Source organism: Streptomyces milbemycinicus (assembly GCF_002154605.1).
GTDB lineage: Bacteria > Actinomycetota > Actinomycetes > Streptomycetales > Streptomycetaceae > Streptomyces > Streptomyces milbemycinicus.
Genome location: NZ_MUNE01000324.1, coordinates 17,158 through 33,382 on the forward strand (window position 1 = coordinate 17,158; position 16,225 = coordinate 33,382).

13 protein-coding genes and 4 pseudogenes are annotated in these 16,225 nt (G+C 67.0%); 11 read left to right on the plus strand and 6 right to left on the minus strand.

Annotation, left to right across the window (positions count from 1 at the left end):
* The first annotated feature begins 15 nt into the window (after positions 1–15).
* The 3 genes and pseudogenes from CCN51_RS25510 (at position 16) to CCN51_RS25520 (ending at position 2,069) form a co-directional block, all read left to right on the plus strand.
* Positions 16–1,114: pseudogene (locus CCN51_RS25510) on the plus strand (integrase core domain-containing protein).
* A 435-nt stretch (positions 1,115–1,549) separates the two neighbouring features.
* A complete protein-coding gene (locus tag CCN51_RS25515; protein WP_238545284.1) occupies positions 1,550–1,744 on the plus strand; it encodes an SDR family oxidoreductase in 195 nt (64 codons plus the stop codon).
* Positions 1,728–2,069 (plus strand): transposase, encoded by a 342-nt coding sequence (locus CCN51_RS25520; RefSeq protein WP_107426074.1) that lies wholly within the window; start codon positions 1,728–1,730, stop codon positions 2,067–2,069. Before CCN51_RS25515 ends, CCN51_RS25520 begins: the two co-directional genes overlap by 17 nt.
* Positions 2,070–2,272: 203 nt before the next feature.
* On the opposite strand, the gene CCN51_RS25525 is transcribed toward CCN51_RS25520, so the two are convergent.
* Both CCN51_RS25525 and CCN51_RS25530 read right to left on the minus strand, forming a co-directional pair.
* Positions 2,273–2,917 carry an NAD(P)-dependent oxidoreductase gene (locus CCN51_RS25525; protein ID WP_014173774.1) on the minus strand — a complete coding sequence of 215 codons (645 nt, stop codon included), beginning with the start codon at positions 2,915–2,917 and terminating at the stop codon, positions 2,273–2,275.
* A gap of 55 nt (positions 2,918–2,972) precedes the next feature.
* Positions 2,973–3,755: an MBL fold metallo-hydrolase gene (locus CCN51_RS25530; protein ID WP_014173773.1), complete on the minus strand. Its 783-nt coding sequence runs from the start codon at positions 3,753–3,755 to the stop codon at positions 2,973–2,975.
* A 130-nt stretch (positions 3,756–3,885) separates the two neighbouring features.
* Here CCN51_RS25530 and CCN51_RS25535 point away from each other — a divergent pair, with 130 nt between their 5' ends.
* Positions 3,886–4,782 carry a helix-turn-helix domain-containing protein gene (locus CCN51_RS25535; protein WP_014173772.1) on the plus strand — a complete coding sequence of 299 codons (897 nt, stop codon included), beginning with the start codon at positions 3,886–3,888 and terminating at the stop codon, positions 4,780–4,782.
* Positions 4,783–5,097: 315 nt separating this feature from the next.
* On the opposite strand, the pseudogene CCN51_RS25540 reads toward CCN51_RS25535, so the two are convergent.
* Positions 5,098–5,322, minus strand: a pseudogene (locus CCN51_RS25540) (MFS transporter); the annotation flags it as partial.
* A gap of 660 nt (positions 5,323–5,982) precedes the next feature.
* Here CCN51_RS25540 and CCN51_RS55100 point away from each other — a divergent pair.
* The 4 genes and pseudogenes from CCN51_RS55100 (at position 5,983) to CCN51_RS25555 (ending at position 9,158) form a co-directional block, all read left to right on the plus strand.
* Positions 5,983–6,147, plus strand: a complete 165-nt coding sequence (locus tag CCN51_RS55100) for a hypothetical protein (protein WP_158104703.1) — start codon at positions 5,983–5,985, stop codon at positions 6,145–6,147.
* A 304-nt stretch (positions 6,148–6,451) separates the two neighbouring features.
* A complete protein-coding gene (locus CCN51_RS25545; protein WP_014173769.1) occupies positions 6,452–7,501 on the plus strand; it encodes a radical SAM protein in 1,050 nt (349 codons plus the stop codon).
* Positions 7,502–7,641: 140 nt separating this feature from the next.
* On the plus strand, positions 7,642–7,974 hold the full coding sequence (locus CCN51_RS25550; protein WP_014173768.1) for a hypothetical protein: 333 nt from the start codon (positions 7,642–7,644) through the stop codon (positions 7,972–7,974).
* Between the two features lie 91 nt (positions 7,975–8,065).
* Positions 8,066–9,158: pseudogene (locus CCN51_RS25555) on the plus strand (integrase core domain-containing protein).
* Positions 9,159–9,325: 167 nt separating this feature from the next.
* Here CCN51_RS25555 and CCN51_RS25560 read toward each other — a convergent pair.
* The 3 genes and pseudogenes from CCN51_RS25560 to CCN51_RS25570 all read right to left on the minus strand — a co-directional run bounded on the left by CCN51_RS25560 (position 9,326) and on the right by CCN51_RS25570 (position 12,120).
* Positions 9,326–9,658 (minus strand): glyoxalase superfamily protein, encoded by a 333-nt coding sequence (locus tag CCN51_RS25560; RefSeq protein WP_043486169.1) that lies wholly within the window; start codon positions 9,656–9,658, stop codon positions 9,326–9,328.
* Between the two features lie 213 nt (positions 9,659–9,871).
* Positions 9,872–11,056: an IS701 family transposase gene (locus tag CCN51_RS25565; protein WP_043486168.1), complete on the minus strand. Its 1,185-nt coding sequence runs from the start codon at positions 11,054–11,056 to the stop codon at positions 9,872–9,874.
* 79 nt (positions 11,057–11,135) lie between these two features.
* A pseudogene (locus CCN51_RS25570) lies at positions 11,136–12,120 on the minus strand (IS5 family transposase).
* Positions 12,121–12,301: 181 nt separating this feature from the next.
* Here CCN51_RS25570 and CCN51_RS54450 point away from each other — a divergent pair.
* The 3 genes from CCN51_RS54450 (at position 12,302) to CCN51_RS25585 (ending at position 16,037) form a co-directional block, all read left to right on the plus strand.
* Positions 12,302–13,045 (plus strand): hypothetical protein, encoded by a 744-nt coding sequence (locus tag CCN51_RS54450; RefSeq protein WP_014173759.1) that lies wholly within the window; start codon positions 12,302–12,304, stop codon positions 13,043–13,045.
* A 425-nt stretch (positions 13,046–13,470) separates the two neighbouring features.
* Complete coding sequence (locus CCN51_RS25580) at positions 13,471–14,424, plus strand: hypothetical protein (RefSeq protein ID WP_143675894.1); 954 nt, start codon at positions 13,471–13,473, stop codon at positions 14,422–14,424.
* Between the two features lie 449 nt (positions 14,425–14,873).
* Positions 14,874–16,037 carry an ISAs1 family transposase gene (locus CCN51_RS25585; RefSeq protein ID WP_245881683.1) on the plus strand — a complete coding sequence of 388 codons (1,164 nt, stop codon included), beginning with the start codon at positions 14,874–14,876 and terminating at the stop codon, positions 16,035–16,037.
* Positions 16,038–16,225: the final 188 nt, after the last annotated feature.

Consider the following 16,225-nt stretch of genomic DNA (forward strand, 5'->3'; position numbering starts at 1 on the left):
GCAAGATGATCGACCGTGTTGCTGCGACTGGCCTACCTGGGCGTGGCGAATGCGTTCGCCATGCTGCGCCTGCTACCGATGGGCGATCGAGGCAAGACTGTCGAGATACCAGCCTTGCGCCACCAGATCATGGTACTGGAGCGCCAACTCGGCAGGGAGCGGGTGCGGTTCGCCCCGAGCGACCGGGCATTTCTGGCGGCGCTGCTGCACCAGCTCCCCAGGGACGTGCTCCGCGGGGTGCGGCTGCTGGTGCGTCCGGATACGGTGCTGCGCTGGCACCGTGACCTTCTTGCACGCCGCCATGCTGTCGCCTCCCGGCCCAGGCGCTCGGGACGGCCTCGGACCGTGCACTCGGTGCGGGCCCTGGTGTTGCGCCTGGCGCAGGAGAACCCTGGCTGGGGGTACCGGCGCCTGCACGGTGAACTGCTCGTCCTGGGCGTGAAGGTGGCCGCTTCCACCGTCTGGGAGATCTTGCAGGAGGCCGGCATCGATCCGGCACCCGAGCGGTCCTCCAGCACGTGGGCGGACTTTCTGCGCTCCCCAGGCCGAGGCCCTGCTGGCCTGTGACTTCTTCGAAACGGTCACGCTGTCCGGGGCTCGGATGTACGTGCTGGCCGTCATCGAGCATGCCAGTCGACGGATCCGGGTCCTGGGTGCCACCGCGCACCCGACCTCAGCGTGGGTGGCACAGGCCGCGAAGAATCTCGTCATGGATCTTGAGGACGTAGGCTGCCGGGCGCGTTACATGATCAGGGGCCGGGACGGGAAGTTCCCCGACCTGTTCGATGCCATCCTGGTGGATACGGGGGTCGAGGTCGTCCTCAGCGGCGTTCAGATGCCGAGAATGAACTCGATCATGGAACGGTGGGTGCAGACCTGCAGACGGGAACTCCTGGACCGTACTCTGATCTGGAATCACCGGCACCTGCTCCACGCCCTGCGCGAGTTCGAGCAGTTCTACAACGGACACCGACCACACCAGGGCATCGCCAACGCCCGCCCACTGCACCCATTACCTGCGCCGATCGACAATCCGGACACATTAGCCCGCCTCGACATACGACGACGTGATCGCCTCGGCGGCCTCCTCCACGAATACCAGCATGCCGCATGACCTGCACGGATGAAGTTATCGGCAAGCGCAGCGCTGTCAAGCTCCTTACGAGGCCACACACGGCAGCCGCCAAGCGTCAACGCGGTGCTCCCGTAAGCGCATCCGTCGCAGCTTCCTGGTCCACGACAGGGACAGCAAGTACACCAAGTCGTTCGACGCAGTCTTGGCTGGCACAAGCACCCCGCCACACCTACACCGCACGCGCATCTTCGGCAGCCTCATCAATGAGCACAGTTACGCGGCCTGACCAGCAGCGATGGTTTTCTGAACGGCCAGGACTCTGTCGCCCGAATCGTGGTGAGACCTGATTCGATCAGCCTCACCTGCGCGTTCGTCGTGAGCGGCCCACCGGTTTCACCAGGCCGACCGAATCGGGCGACAGAGTCGCACAGGGTCGCACGGGACCTGGGGCCCCGGGACATCACAGCCAACGTCGTGGAAGCCGGACTGATGGAGGGAGGCATGGAAGGGCCGGGCCCCGAGACCCTCAAGGCCCTGGTCAGCTCGCTGTCCCTGCAACGCATGGGGCACCCCGACGAAATCGCCGCGGCGATCGCCTTCCTGTCGAGCCCCGCCGCGTCGTACGTCACGGGCGCGGTGCTGGACGCCCACGGTGGCTACAACGCCTGAACCCGAACCCCTGCCGCGCGCCCCGAAGGACATCGCGCCTTCGGGGCGCGCACCGCCGACGACCCGCGACAAGGCGTACGACTCGAAGGCTGTGCGCGGTGAGCTGCGACGCCGCTGCATCCAGGCGGTGATCTCCCGCAAGGGCTCCCCGAACATCAAGGGCCTGGGCAAGCTCCGCTACGTCGTCGAGCAGACCTTCGCCCTGCTCCACCAGTTCAAACGCCTCGCGGTCCGCTGGGAACGACGTATCGAACTCCACGACGCCTTCGTCTCGTTGGCTTGCAGCCTCATCTGCTGGACACGCCTCAAGAAGACCGGATCGTGATCGCGTTACGAGCTCTAAGGAGAGCGGCCCCTGACGAACGATCTTCTCCGCGGACTGCCGCCCACGACCAGGGTGAGTCCCCCGAGTACGGGTCACACCAGCCCTTCGACCTGCGCCTTCAAGTTGGCGGAGGCTCAGTCGTGCCGACCCGGCCGCCTGGATGTCGTTTGCGGTCTGCTACGAGGAGTCGCCGGGTGACGGCTTCAGTAGCCGACGGTGAAGCGGCGGTTGAGGTGCCGGGGGTTCTCGATCTCGTCCACAACAGCGACGGCGTAGTCCTCATAGGAAATGCGGGCTTGGCCGTCCTCGCCGGTGACCGGGTGGTCCAGGCCCGTACGGTAGCGGCCGGTGCGCTCACCGGGCGCAAAGTGCACGGGCGGCGGGGAGAGGTAGGTCCAAGTGACGTCGTCACCAAGGCCGAGGTAGGCGTCGAGGGCCTGGATCTGGCCGATGGCGTAGGGCTTGAATTCCTCCGGGAAGCCAGGCGCGTCGAAGAAGCGCACACCATCGGCGTTGAGAAGGCTGGCCCCGCCGCCCATGTGCAGGATGCGAGGCCCGGCCGGGGCGAGGGCCCGCCCGGCTGAGGCGACGGACGCCACGGCATCGGTGTACAAGTGGGCGTCGGGCCCGCCGACGGTCAGCACCAGCGCGTCGGCGCCCTTGGCCAGGTCGGTAACCGTTCCGGGATCGGTGACATCGCCGGACACCAACCGCACCCCGGCGGGCACGGAAGCGATCCGGGAGAGGTCCCGGGCCACCGCGGTCACCTCATGACCGCGTGCGGCAGCCTCCGCGACGACACGGGAGCCGGCCTTTCCGGCGGCTCCGAACACCACGATCCTGCTCATCGTCCTTGTTCTCTTTCCTTGTCCGGTACGGCGATTCAGGGTCCTGTATGGCAGTTCAGGCGCCCTGCGCGCCGAAGAGGTACTGGTTGCCGATGTCGATCAGGAACGGGCCGCCGTAGGACGGGTAGCGCTCCAGGATCGCCTTCTTGTACGCCTCACCGTCGTCGCCGAGCAGTTCGCGCGCGGCGGCGAGGTAGCCGCGCAACTCGGTGTAGACGGCCGGTGTGGCGGGCAGGCCGTGCCCGGCCAGGATCGTGTCGTACGAGGTGTCGGCGGCCAGGGCGTCGAGGGCCCTCTGCCAGCCGTCGATGTCGTTGTTGCCCAGGAACAGGTGAGTGGCGTGGTAGACAAGGTCCTGGGCGACCAGGACGCCCTGCTCGGGCAGCCTGATGACGAGTTCGTCGGCCGCCTCGCCGCCTGTCAGGGCCTCGAAGACGAACGGCACGCCGTCGATGACCTCGGTACCGGGGCTGATCTCGACGGTCGGCGTGACGTCGGTGACCGGGACGAGTGTGCCGGTCGGGTCCTGGGCGTCGCCCTGGGCGACGATCTGGTCGCGCACGGCGGGCAGCGCGTGCACGGGCGCCCCGAAGCGGGCCGCACCGTGGAAGTGGTCTGGGTGGGCGTGCGTGACGATCAACCGGTCGATCGGCTTACCCAGCCCCTTGGCGTAAGCGACGACCTCGTCGGCGTACCCCAGCGCGTACTGCGCGTCGACGGCCACGATCCGGGCCGGGGTCTCGATCAGCTGGGTGGTGACATTCAGACTGTCGTCCGGTGCCATGTAGCTGTGGACGCGGACGGCGCCCTTCTCGATGACCGTGACAGTACCGTTCATGCTGCGCTTCTTCCTGGTCGGGCGGTATCCGATCAACCGTCGTTGCTTACACTGTCGCCCGTGCACCACGACTGCGCGAGATAAGCTGGAGACCCTTGATGGTCAAAGACGGACATGAGCGAGGTCCTCCATGTCGGCCTCCGAAGCCGCCGCCACCACCCATGACGGATCGATCCCCGGGTTCGGCTTCAACCCGCCCACCGCGCCGGTCGCCGGGTTCGAGCTGACCGAGCTGGCCAGCCTGCACGAGCGGATGGCCGACGGCAGCCTCCAGCGCGTCCATCGGGTCGACTTCCACACGGTCACCCTGATCACCGAGGGCAGCGGGGAACACGCCGTCGACTTCGTCACCTACCACTGCCGCCCCGGCACACTGCTGTGGATCCGCCCCGGCCAGGTCCAGCGCTTCGGCCGCCCCGGCACCATGACCGGCACCCACCTGCTGTTCACCCCCACCTTCCCTCCCCACCTGGCCGGCACCGACCGCGTCGTGCGCGAGTGGTACGGCCCCGTCTGCCGGCAACTGGGCACCGGCCACGAGTACGCCGCCCTGTCCGCCCTGCTGAGCAGGGTGCGCGCCGAGTTCACCCGCCCGGACGGCACCGTGTCGCAGGAGATCCTCCAGCTTCTGCTCGCCACAGTGCTGCTGCACATCGACCGGCTGCCGCAGCCGGGGACGAACGGCGACCCGCACGCCGGCGGCGAGGTCTACGCCCGCTTCCGCGCCCAGCTGGAATGCTCCTATGCCACCACCCGCCGCGCCGAGGACTACGCCCACCGTCTGGGCTACACGGTCAAGACCCTCACCCGCGCCTGCCTGGCTGCCACCGGACAGCCCGTCAAGCAGGTCATCGACGCCCGGGTCGCCCTTGAGGCCCAGCGGCTGCTCGCCCACACCGACGAGCCGGTCGCGATCATCGCCCGCCGCCTGGGCTTCTCCGAACCCACCAACTTCGGCAAGTTCTTCACCCGCCACACCGGGACGACGCCGGGTGCCTTCCGCCGCACCCACCACGCCGCGCAGTGAGCCGCCGTACCCAGGAGTCGGCTCAAGCCCGCTCATGGCCATGCCGGCGAGCAGCGCGGTGGCGCGCGGACCGCGATGGCGCTCCTGCTCCCGGCCCCTGCTACGACATGGGCACCCATGCCGTGGAGCTGCTGTCTGACCGGCCGGGCAACGCGCTCTGCGCTGCCCGGCCGGGCGCCGGGCGTGGACAGACGATGGCCGCGTGGCCGGCGCACACGCCCAGGACGGCCAGGGCGGGCAGGAAGAAGGGCCGCCGTCTCCCCGCGGACGGCGCCCCTTCGGTTCAGGAAGTCGTTGTGGCGGCGGCGGTGGTGGTCACATGTGCGCGACCGGTGCGGCGTCCGCGTCCCACGCGGGGACACCACGGCGGAACAGAGCGAGGGCGATCACCGCGCCGACGGCGAAGAGGCCCGCCGACCACCAGAAGGCGGTGGTGTAGCTCTCGATCGTCGCCTGGGCCTGCACCAGCTCGCTGGTCACGTCCTTGCCGGCCAGGTAGTCGGTGGCCGCGCTCGCCGCGAGGGTGTTCAGCAGTGCGGAGAAGGCGTCGAGTCACCTGGTACAGAAGCGACACGATCATCCACACATGGTTCAGCTCTCTGCATGCCGTTGGTGGCGTTCGACCAGCAGCGATGAATAACCGAGCTCCACAGGCCCGTGCCTCCTTGGGCGCCCTCCACCACGAGCTTCAGCGCTTCGCTGTCGTGAGTGTTGGCCGCGGAGACCGCAGCCAGGTCGCACCGTGAAAGTATCCTGTCCACCGGAGCCGAGTTCGCCCCGGAAGGCCATAAACGTTCCCAGTGCTGCTGATTGTACCGATCCGGCCCAACAGGTATCGAGGGAACTTACCAGTGCGCGTTCAGGAAGGCGGCGTGCAGCCTCTTGATCACGCGGCGGGAAGTGCGCCATAGTGAGGGCTGCACAGACTACTGTTCGGACTTCCAGGGCGGCACTGTCCGCTCGTTGCCATAACGTCGACAGCATCGTTAACAGCGATTAATTCAGAGGGCACCGAAAAAGGGGGGGCGGAAAAGCGGCGATGAAAGTATCCAGTCGCCGCCGAACAGCGGAGCCTTTTGGTCCATCAATGCAGTGGCGCGACCCCGGTCGGTCGCACGGTCAATCCGCGCAACCTGCGCGGTCACGGGAGTCGGTGCCGTAGGGACGGGGGTCTTCCTTCCCGTTTCCGTTCTCTACCCGATGCGCGTACTCGGCCTGTCCGAGGCAGTGATCGGCACTGTTCTGGCCGTCGCCACCTGCCTGACAGTGGCGCTCCCCACGCTCGTGAACGCCTGGATCGGGCAGGCCGGATCCCATCGCCTCGTCGTCGGCTTATCCCTACAGATGGCCGCCATGGCCGCCTAGCTCCACGCCGACGGTCCGGTTCCTGTCTTTCTCGTCGTGCTCTGCACCGCCGCGGGGCAGCGCGTCTACTTCGCGTCAATGTACGGCATGCTCGCAAACCTGGCACCGAGCGGCCCGCAGGACAGGTACTTCGTCGTCGGCCATTCTCACGACGTTGAGCCGGAGTTGGCCCCGCCGTGTTCTGCGCCCCGCCGACACCACGCCCGATGCGGAAAGCACCCTCGTTCCGACTTGAAGACGCTCCCACGCCTTACGAAGCGCCGGACCGAAAGAAAAAGCACCGGCTCAAGAGAAAGGGAAACCGATGACCGTCCCGCTCGACGATTTCCTCGGCGGACTCTACCGCACCTTCGGTCCACCCAAGGCCATGGGTGAATCGGCACCCGCCTCCGACCGTCCTCACTTCTTCCTGCACCGTAATTTCCTTGGTGAACAGGACCTCGCTATCCTGTTCAACACCAAGCGCTGCCGCTACCAGTGCAAATTCTGCGCTCTGCCGTTCAAATCGTCGCGTGAATGGATTCCCAAGGAAGGGGTTCTCGCCCAGTTTCGGTATGTCCTGGAGGAAGACAAGCATGCGCTCGGCGTCCTCGAGCGCGTCACCATCGCCAACGAGGGCTCCGTCTTCGACCAGACCACTTTCCCCGCCGACGCACTCATCCAGATCACCGCTGCCACCCGCAAGCTCCCCCGCGTGCGCAAGATCGTGCTGGAGTCCCGCCTGGAGTTCCTGCGCGCCGAACAGCTCAAGGAGATAGCACAGAACAGCGGCAAGCAACTCGACATCCTCACTGGCTTCGAAACCCTCGACGAGGACCTGCGCGAGCGGGTGCTCGGCAAACGCGAGCCCCTGGACGTCTTCCTGCGCGGCCTTGACGTGGTGGCCGAGGCCGACTGCGAGCTGACCGCGTACGTCCTGTTCAAGCCGGACCCGGTGATGACCGACGAGGAGGCGTGGGCCGAGGCCGAGTCCTCCATCGACTACCTGCACGAGCACTGCGCCGCGCGTGGCATTCCGCTGACGATCCGCCTCAACCCGATGTACGTCGCCCACGACACCCAGTGGGCCCGCCGCGCGGAGAAGGTCGAGAATTACCAGCCGCCGCAGCTGTCCGACATCATCACCCTCGCCGAGCGCAAGCGCGCCCAGGGCATCGCCGTCTACCTCGGCCTGACCTCGGAAGGCCTGTCCGATGAGGACAAGACCTACCGCGCCAGGGAGGATTTCACCCGCCAGCTCCTCAAGCAGGGCATCGTGATGAACGGCGACGGCTCCGTCAGCTCCCGTCATCACCTGCTGCCCCTCGTCGAGGCAGGCGATCCGACGCCCGAGCCCTTGCTGGAGAGCAAGTGACCGCCCCCGCCCAGGTTGCGCTTGCCGAGAATGTCATCCGCCCTGGTCGGAAGCCTGCACCTGGACTGGCGGTCGTCGGCCTCGTCGCCCGAGTAGGCGCTCTCGCGTAGCCGGTAGTCGACACGTCATGATGATCGACCGTGCTGCTGCGACTGGCCTACCTGGGAGTGACCAACGCGTTCGCGCTGCTGCGTCTGCTGCCGATGAGCGACCGGAACAAGGATGCGGAGATCCTGGCCATCCGCCATCAGATCACAGTGCTCGAACGCCAACTCGGCGGTGCCCGAGTACGGTTCACCCCGGGCGACCGGGCTTTCCTGGCGGCGCTGCTGCACCGGCTACCGTTGCCAGCTCTGCGGCGTGTGCGGCTGCTCGTGCGTCCTGACACCGTGCTGCGCTGGCACCGCGACCTCTCCAGGCGCCGTCATTGCAGGTGCCGGATATTACGTCCGTGCAGGTCACGCACTCGGTGAGCTTGGAGAAAGGTCAACACAATCACTCCTCTCCTCCCGTGAGCCAAGACTGGGCATAGCGCGTCCGCGCCGACCGGCGAGATGCTTGACCGTGCTGCTGCGACTCCTCTACCTCGCCCTGTCGACGATGTTCACGTTCGTGCGGCTCGTGCCGATGAGCGATCGCGAGAAGGACCTGGAGATTCTGGCGCTGCGCCACCAACTCGCCGTGCTACAGCGCACGGTAGACCGTCCACAGCTGACCTGGCCCGACCGGGCACTCCTCGCAACCCTGCTACACCGCTTCCCACGAGCACGGCTCCGCCGGCTTCGCCTGATCGTCTCTGCGGACGCTCTCCTGCGCTGGTACCGCGACCTGCTCCGCCACCGCCACGCGAAGGCCTCCCGTCCCAAGCGCCGCGGCCGGCCCCGTACCGTCCGCTCCATCCGGCTCCTGGTTCTGCGACTTGTACGGGAGAATCCAAGCCGGGGCTACCGGCGCGTGCACGGCGAACTCTGCGCCCTCGGTATCAAGGTCGCCGCCTCCACCGTGTGGAGCATTCTCAAAGAGCACGGCATCCCGCCCGCACCCGAGCGGGAACACACGACCCGGGCGGCCTTCTTACGCTCGCAGGCCGGCGCCATCCTCGCCGCCGACTTTCTTCGAAACCAAGACCCTGACCGGGGCACCCCTGTACGTCCTCGCCGTCATCGAACACGCCAGCCGACGCATCCGCATCCTCGGCACAACCGCCCACCCGACCGCGGCATGGGTGACCCAACTCGCCCGGAACATGATCATGGACCTCCACGACGCAAACGCCCGGGCGAAGTACCTGATCCGGGACCGGGACCCCCGCTACCCAGCTGCCTTCGACGCACCCCTGCAGGCCGAGGGCATCAAGGTCATCCAGACCGGCGTCCGAATACCCCGCACGAACGCCACCACAGAACGATGGGTACGGTCATGCCGGGCCGAGTTCCCCGACCGCACCCTCATGCGGAACGAGACCCACCTGCTCCACGCACTACGCGAGTACGAGCAGTTCTACAACGATCACAGACCCCACCGCTCCCTCAAAGGCGCCGCGCCTCTCCGCCCGCTACCCGCGCCGGTCGTCCAACCGGACAGGCTCGCCCACCTCGACGTCCGCCGACGCGACCGCCTCAGCGGCATCCTCCACGAGCACCACCATGTCGCATGAACTGCACGGACTTACTTCTCGGCATCTACACCGCCGCCAGATCACCACCGACCCGCTGCCTCTGCGGATGATCCGCGCAGGCGCTTCCCCTCGTCGTCATCGATCTCGCGGACGCATACTCGCTCAGCCACCAGCCCAGCTTCCCTGCCGCGCGCTGCCGGCGAGTGTCATTCCGTCGGCGTTCCGATCCGCAGCCGGTTGGCGTCAGGGTCGCGCAGCTCAATCTCACGCGCCCACGGAGCGTCCTTGGTCTGCACACCGAACTCGGAGGCGATGGCCTCGACATTACGAATGCGCAGGTAGACCAACGTGTCGGGTCGGGCATCGCCCTTGTGCTCCGATAAGAACAACCGCATCCCGCCCCGGGCGAGCTCGACGAACGCGGGAAGTCCCGGCTCGAAGCGATGTTCCCACTGCTCGGCGAAGCCCAGCCGCTCGTACCAAGCGACCGCCGCCGCAGCGTCCTCGACGCGAAGAATGAGAATGACTTCTTCGTCCATGGAGTCATCGTCGCAGACCACCCACGGCGAACGTTGCTTGATGGGGCACTAGTACTGCAACGGTGCTTGACGTGACTGCTGGCCAGTTTCAGGGGCTGTGTCCGCGTCGTTTGTAGTGACTGACGCGGGCCTGGTGCTGGCGTCGGCGGCGCCATGTCGACCAGTGCAGGATGTGGTCGACGGGGATGGGGCGGCGGTTTGTGAGTCGGGCGATCAGGCGCCGGATCTCGGCGAGGCTGAGGTGGATGAGCTGGGAGGATCCGTTTCTGCTTTGTCGGCGTCGAGTCCGCGGGCGCGCAGGACGGTCAGGCAGGCGTGGGCGGCCATGGCCAGAGTCATGTGGCGGTGCCAGCCGGGGTAGCGGCGGACTTGATAGTCGTCCAGGCCGCATTCCTGCTTCGCGGTCTGGAAGCATTCCTCCACGGCCCAACGGCTGCCCGCGATGCGGATCAGCTCGTCCAGGGTGGTCCCGGCCGGGCAGTAGGCGATGTAGTAAGAGATCTCCTCGGGCCGGCTGACGCTGCGGCGGGCGATGACCCAGTGCTGGCGGTCCTCGCGGTGCCAGGGCCGGACCTCGACGCGGGCCCAGTCATAGATCCGCGGGCCATGCGCCCCTGTGCCGCACGAGCGGCGCTTCCACTTCTGTCGTGGGAGGCCGGGGAACAAGTCGTGGACGGGGTGGTCGATGGCCCAGCGGGTGACGACGGTGTCGTGCCGGGTGGTGGCCATGACGTGGAAGACATCGGCCTGTTCCAGCTCGGAGCGCCAGCCCTTGCTGAAGCCGTAGGCGGCATCCGCCGTCACCCATCCGAACGGGATCTTGTCCCTGATCGCTCGTCTGACCATCGCCTTGGCCATGGTCACCTTCGTCTCGAAGGCGACACTGTCGTCGATACCGGCCCGTCGGCACCTTTCCCGGTCGTCTGTCCATGACGTGGGCAGATACAAGCGGCGGTCGATCAGCGTGCGTCCGCGGTCGGTGGCGTAAGCGAGGAACACGCCGATCTGGCTGTTCTCGGTGCGTCCGGCGGTGCCGGAGTACTGCCTTTGCACGCCGGCCGAGCGGATGCCCTTCTTGAGGAAGCCGGTGTCATCGACGATCAGAACGGCGTCCCGGTCTCCGAGGTGTTCGACGACGTAGTCACGTACGTCGTCCAGGACCTCGTCGGCGTCCCACTCGATCCGGTTCAGCAAACGATGGATGCGGTCGGGCCCCGCGTGTCCGGCTTCTTCCGCGAGCGTCCAGCCGTTCTTCCGCTCCAGCGGAGCAATCAGCCCCCGCATATAGGCGAGCGCCGACTGGCGCGGCTCCTCCCGGCTGAACCGGTGCACGAACCGCTCGTGCACCGCACTCAGTTCACCGGCCCACAACCTGACATCAGCAAGGTCCCCACCCATAACCAGACCAACGACTGATCTGGCCAGCAGTCACGGCAAGCACCGTTGCAGTACTAGGGACTGTACCGAGTTGCGATCTTTATGTGAGGGTGCGGAGCCAGATGACCGCGCCGCGTAGGTGGAGTCCGGCGAGGTAGCTGACCGGGGTCTTGTCGTAGCGGGTGGCGAGCCCGCGCCACTCCTTGATCTTGTTGATACAGCGTTCCACTGTGTTGCGGTCACGGTAGAGCTCGGTGTCATGGGCGAGGGGGCGCCCGCCCCGGCGCCCCTTCTTCTTGCGGTTGGCCGCCTGGTCGGTCTTCTCCGGGATCACGCGCGGATCCTGCGTCTTCGCAGGTAGGCGCGGTTGGCGCGGGAGGAGTACGCCTTGTCTGCGGCCACGGCGGCGGGGCGGGTGCGGGGCCGGCCGATCGGGCCCCGTACCTTGATGCGCTCCAGGACGGCGGTGAAGCGGGGGCTGTCGGCGGCCTGGCCGGGGGTGAGCACGAAGGACAGCGGGCGGCAGCGGCGGTCGGCCGACAGGTGCACCTTGCTGCTCAGCCCGCCGCGTGAGCGCCCCAGTTCGGCGGCGCGAAGCCGCGCTTTACGGCGCCGATGCAGGCGTCGTCGCTCGTTGCGGACGGGATCCGCCTGCTCGTCCGGCTCGGCTACCGGGGCGTTCTGTCCCTTTGGGGAAGCCCCTTTTTCTCCGCGACGGCCTTCTCCAGAGCTTCGAGCAGCTCCGCATCGACCGTCATACCGGCGGCGTGATGGTGGGCCCAGGCCACGGTGGAGTCCACGCACACCAGGCCGAGGTCCGCCTGACCGCGCACGGCGGCCTCGGCGATCACCGCTTCCATCAGCCTCTGGAAGACCCCGGACCTGGCCCAGAGGTGGAACCGCCCGTAGACGGTGGACCACGGCCCGTACCGCTCGGGCATGTCCCGCCACGGACCGCCCGTACGGAACCGCCACATCACGCCGTTGACCAGTCTGCGCAGGTCAGGAATGGGACCGCGTTCGCCCAGCGGCAGCAGCGGTTCGAACACAGCCCACTCGTCGTTCGTGAGATCACCCCGGGTCATCCCGCCTGTCTACCGTCCCAGCCCGGCCGGGACGACGAAACAAGAAACCCGTGATCTCAACTCGACACGGTCCCTGGGCCCCACAGATTGATCAAAGCCCGATACAGCCCTGGCCCAAGATCAAGCGCCTGCAGTCATCCGCCACTGTTGGCGACGCGCGCAAACCCTACGATCATCGACCATGACGCAAGACGAACCCGCCGAACATCGGCAGTTTCTCGACGCCGTTGCCCGAGCGTTGACCGAAGAGGACGACATCTGGCAGTTCCACACGCCGCCGGGCGGGTCCACGCTGGTGGCCCGCGCAGACGACGAGGCGGTGGCGCTCATCGCCGCGGGGTCGCTGGATGCAACGGTCACCGTCGACGACATCGCGCGCGTGGCGGACCTTGCCGCCCGGGTGGGAACGACCCCCGCTCGCGAAGGGCGGCCCGCAGCGTTCGTGTGCTCGCGCCGCACACCGTCCGGGGACGCCGTTCAGGCCGCCTACCTGCGTAACCTGCGGATCCTGAGTGTTCACCCTACGGGTGAGGGCTCCTGGGGCTACGACGTGGCCATCCTGTCCAGCCACGGCTTCACGCAGCCGCAGAACACTGCCACGCTCAGCAAGCAACAGTGGGGAGACGTACATGCCGACATTTACGACGCGGTCTTCCACGACGCCCAGCAGACGCCGATCGCCTCATTCGCGGGCATGCGCGCCGAGTTGGCCTGGCAGGAGGAGTCGCATGTCTCCTCCTGGGGGAACCCCTGGGGCTCCCGGCATTTCAAGCTGCCCGCCGGGACCTCGATGACCATCCCCGGCCGCCCCTCAGTGCCCGTCACCGGCGTGACTCTGCAGTTCCACAAGGAGACCCGTCCGCTACGAGCCACACGAGAGGAAAGTGCCTTCGCCGAGCTCGCATCCGACTGGCTGTGGGGCTGACGAGCTTCCACCCACCACATGATCACAACTGGAAACACGGCCTAGGTCGAAGGAACCGGTCTACAACCCTGCCTGAACGTGCCGCTTGTCACATCCGGTTCGGGGCGCATTGGTGAATCGCCCCAGTTCGGGACCTTGTTGGCCAATGCTAGCGCCACATAAGAGTGATCCCTGGCGCGACAATCACGAACACTCGTACGCCCCATCCCCGGGTATACGCGGGGATGGGGTCAAAAGGGGAAAGGTCAACCTTGTTTGGCTTATTCAGAAGAAGACGCTTCCTGTCGAAAATCGCAGTAGGCACTGCGGCCATCATGCTCATCGGGGGAGGCGGCCTCGCAACCGCCGCCGACAGCGGCGACGGCACCCCTGACTGGGACTACGCCCCGTCCTCCCGGCCAGCGGCAGGCCCCGAGGCCCACACCATGGCCAACAACAACCGGCCCGTCTCCGGAAAGAACCTCAAGGCTGGCCCGCCGGGCACCAAGGACTCGGCCGGCGTGTGGCAGGTCAACCGCACCGACGTCACATTAAGCAACACCGTCACCGTCACCGACGCCGACGGCGACGACGCGGACCTATCGTTCCAGGTGTACACCACCGACGCCAACGGCAACCCCAAGGACCAGGTCCAGCTCACCGACCCCGAAACTGGCAATCCCGCCAGCTACGGTGTGGTGGTTTCCGACTTCGTGGCTTCCGGCGGAACGGCACAGGTAACTCTTCGCTATGGCGACCTGAAGACGAACACCACCTATGCCTTCCGTACCAGCGCATTCGACGGCAGCTTGTATGAGACCGAGTGGTCCGCCTGGGCGAAATTCCACACCCGCGGCAGGCAGCTGAGCATCACCTTGCCTGAGCCGGACAAAAACGCGCCGACGGTCGATCTCGACTCCTATCAGGAGTACCAGACCGCCCGACGGAACATGCCCGAACCCTCGGCCAGCAGCACCACGAGCGCGCCGGACAAGCCGACCGGCCAGTGCAGCGACATCGGCAACGACAAGATCGGCTGCATCGCGATCGGCAAGCCAGGCGACCTTACCGCCGAGCAGCAGGCATCGGTGGCCAAGCGCATGCATGCCACCATGGCAGGCGACGACCTTGTCAGCTGGTGCAGCAACCTCAGTGCGGGCGCGGACTACTTCAAGCGCACCGAAGCGTGCATGAAGAAGGCCACCCCGATCCACTCCTACACTTACAGCAAGCTGCCCAGCGGCGAGACAATCCTAGTGGGTGAAGCCACGTTCGCCTCGGAGATCCAGTTAAAGCTGGATACGTCCTCCACGGCAGTGCAGACTTCGACTCGCTGCGGGCGACCTTGGCCGCCTTGCAGCAGTACTTCGGTCTGTCGCTGCCACGCGAGCAGATCATGAATGATCGGCTGCCCGCCGCAGTGACAGCCGCCGTGCCGCCAGAAAACCTCGGAGACTGACAACCAAGTTGGCATTGCGCGCCTTGGACACCGATACACACCCCATGAGCGGGGCACACATGCCAGTCGTCATGGACGAGCCCAAAGACATTACGGTCACGGCTGCTGCGGTGGCTTCGAGTCGGGTAGCGCTGGCCATGGGGTGATCCTCTCGGCAAGTCCGGCGGCGCTCGGCCGCTGCGCGTCGGCGACGCGTGAATCGTGGTTCTGGATCACTTTCAGTGCCGGAGCCATGGAGCAGGGGCTGTTGCATGATCGCCATCTGTCCGGAAGACCGGGCTGGTCCGGAGTCGGGGTGGACGTCCCGGTTCGGGCAGGGGTCGAACGCAGTGCAGGCACGGTCTCGGTGATCATGTGAGTGTCGAAGTCCCATGAACACTTGGCGAGTCCGTGCCTGCTCCTGCATCTTCCCCCATGCTCACCGCGCTGGGCCAACTGGCCCAGACTTCCGCGCCGGCCCCACTGACGGACGCGGTCTGCCTGTCCGGCTTCCTGGACCTGGTCCCCGACCCACGCGGCGTCCGGGGCCGTCGCTATCGGCTGACCGCGCTGGTGGCCGCCGCTGCGGCGAGCGTCCTGGCCGGCGCCCGCTCACTCACCGCGATCACGGAATGGATCACGGACGCCCCATCCTGGGCCTGCCGGGCCCTCGGCTTCCCCGTCGACCCGCTGACCGGCACGGTGTCCGTTCCGCACCCCCACACCGTGCGCCGTCTTCTCGTCCAGCTCGACGGCGACGCCCTGGACCAAGCGATTGGAGCCTTCCTCACCGCCCGCGCCACTCCCTCGCCCGCCGGACTGCGGGCGATCGCCGTCGACGGCAAGGCCCTGCGCGGCTCGCGCACCGCCACGACCCCGCACGTCACACTGCTCGCCGCGATGGACCACACCGGCCACGTCCTCGCCCAGCGGCAGGTCGCCGACAAGAGCAACGAGATCCCCGCCTTCAAGCCCCTGCTGGACACCATCGACCTGACCGACACGGTCATCACCGCCGACGCCCTGCACACCCAGCACGCCCACGGCGCCTACCTCCGTGAACGCGGCGCCCACTACATCGCCCATGTCAAGGCCAACCACCCCGGCCTGTTCGACCGCGTCCGCCACCTGCCCTGGCGGGAGATCACGCTCGACCACCACGAGCGCACCCGTGCCCACCACCGCACGGAGATCCGGCGTCTGAAGACCACCGCCTTCGCCCACCTCGACTACCCCGACGCCCGCCAGGCCCTCCAAGTCGTCCGCTGGAGAAAGGACTTCACCACCGGCAAGCTCACCATCGAACGGGTCTACCTGATCACCAGCCTGCCGCCCGGCGTGGCGACCGGCGCCAGCTCGCCGCCTGGATCAGAGGACATTGGAAGATCGAAAATCTTCTGCACCACGTCCGCGACCGAACGTTCCGCGAGGACGACTCCAAGATCCATATCGGCCGTCTCCCGCGTACCATGGCCAGCCTGCGCAACCTCGCCATCGGCGTCCACCGCCAGGGCGACCACACCAACATCGCCGCCGCCCTGCGCCACACCGCCCGCGACTGCCGCAGACCCCTGACCGCCCTCGGCCTCACCGGATGAACCCGGACAGAAAGCGATCATGCAAGGGACCCTGGCCCCTACCCCGTCGCGATCACGCCCCGCACACGAAGAGGCCCCTGCTCATCGAACAGAGACTCCCTTTGCCGCAACGCACTCATACACGGACGGCCCGCCGGAAGCTCTGCTTCCGGCGGGCCGTCCGTG

What these genes read in the sequence shown, in the direction of transcription:
- CCN51_RS25535 (WP_014173772.1), top strand. Translation starts at nt 3,886, where the DNA reads ATGTCGGCCTCCGAAGCCGCCGCCACCACCCATGACGGATCGATCCCC.
- CCN51_RS25580 (WP_143675894.1), top strand. Translation starts at nt 13,471, where the DNA reads ATGGCCAACAACAACCGGCCCGTCTCCGGAAAGAACCTCAAGGCTGGC.
- CCN51_RS25565 (WP_043486168.1), bottom strand. Translation starts at nt 11,056, where the DNA reads ATGGGTGGGGACCTTGCTGATGTCAGGTTGTGGGCCGGTGAACTGAGT.
- CCN51_RS25530 (WP_014173773.1), bottom strand. Translation starts at nt 3,755, where the DNA reads ATGAACGGTACTGTCACGGTCATCGAGAAGGGCGCCGTCCGCGTCCAC.
- CCN51_RS25545 (WP_014173769.1), top strand. Translation starts at nt 6,452, where the DNA reads ATGACCGTCCCGCTCGACGATTTCCTCGGCGGACTCTACCGCACCTTC.
- CCN51_RS55100 (WP_158104703.1), top strand. Translation starts at nt 5,983, where the DNA reads ATGCGCGTACTCGGCCTGTCCGAGGCAGTGATCGGCACTGTTCTGGCC.
- CCN51_RS54450 (WP_014173759.1), top strand. Translation starts at nt 12,302, where the DNA reads ATGACGCAAGACGAACCCGCCGAACATCGGCAGTTTCTCGACGCCGTT.
- CCN51_RS25525 (WP_014173774.1), bottom strand. Translation starts at nt 2,917, where the DNA reads ATGAGCAGGATCGTGGTGTTCGGAGCCGCCGGAAAGGCCGGCTCCCGT.
- CCN51_RS25560 (WP_043486169.1), bottom strand. Translation starts at nt 9,658, where the DNA reads ATGGACGAAGAAGTCATTCTCATTCTTCGCGTCGAGGACGCTGCGGCG.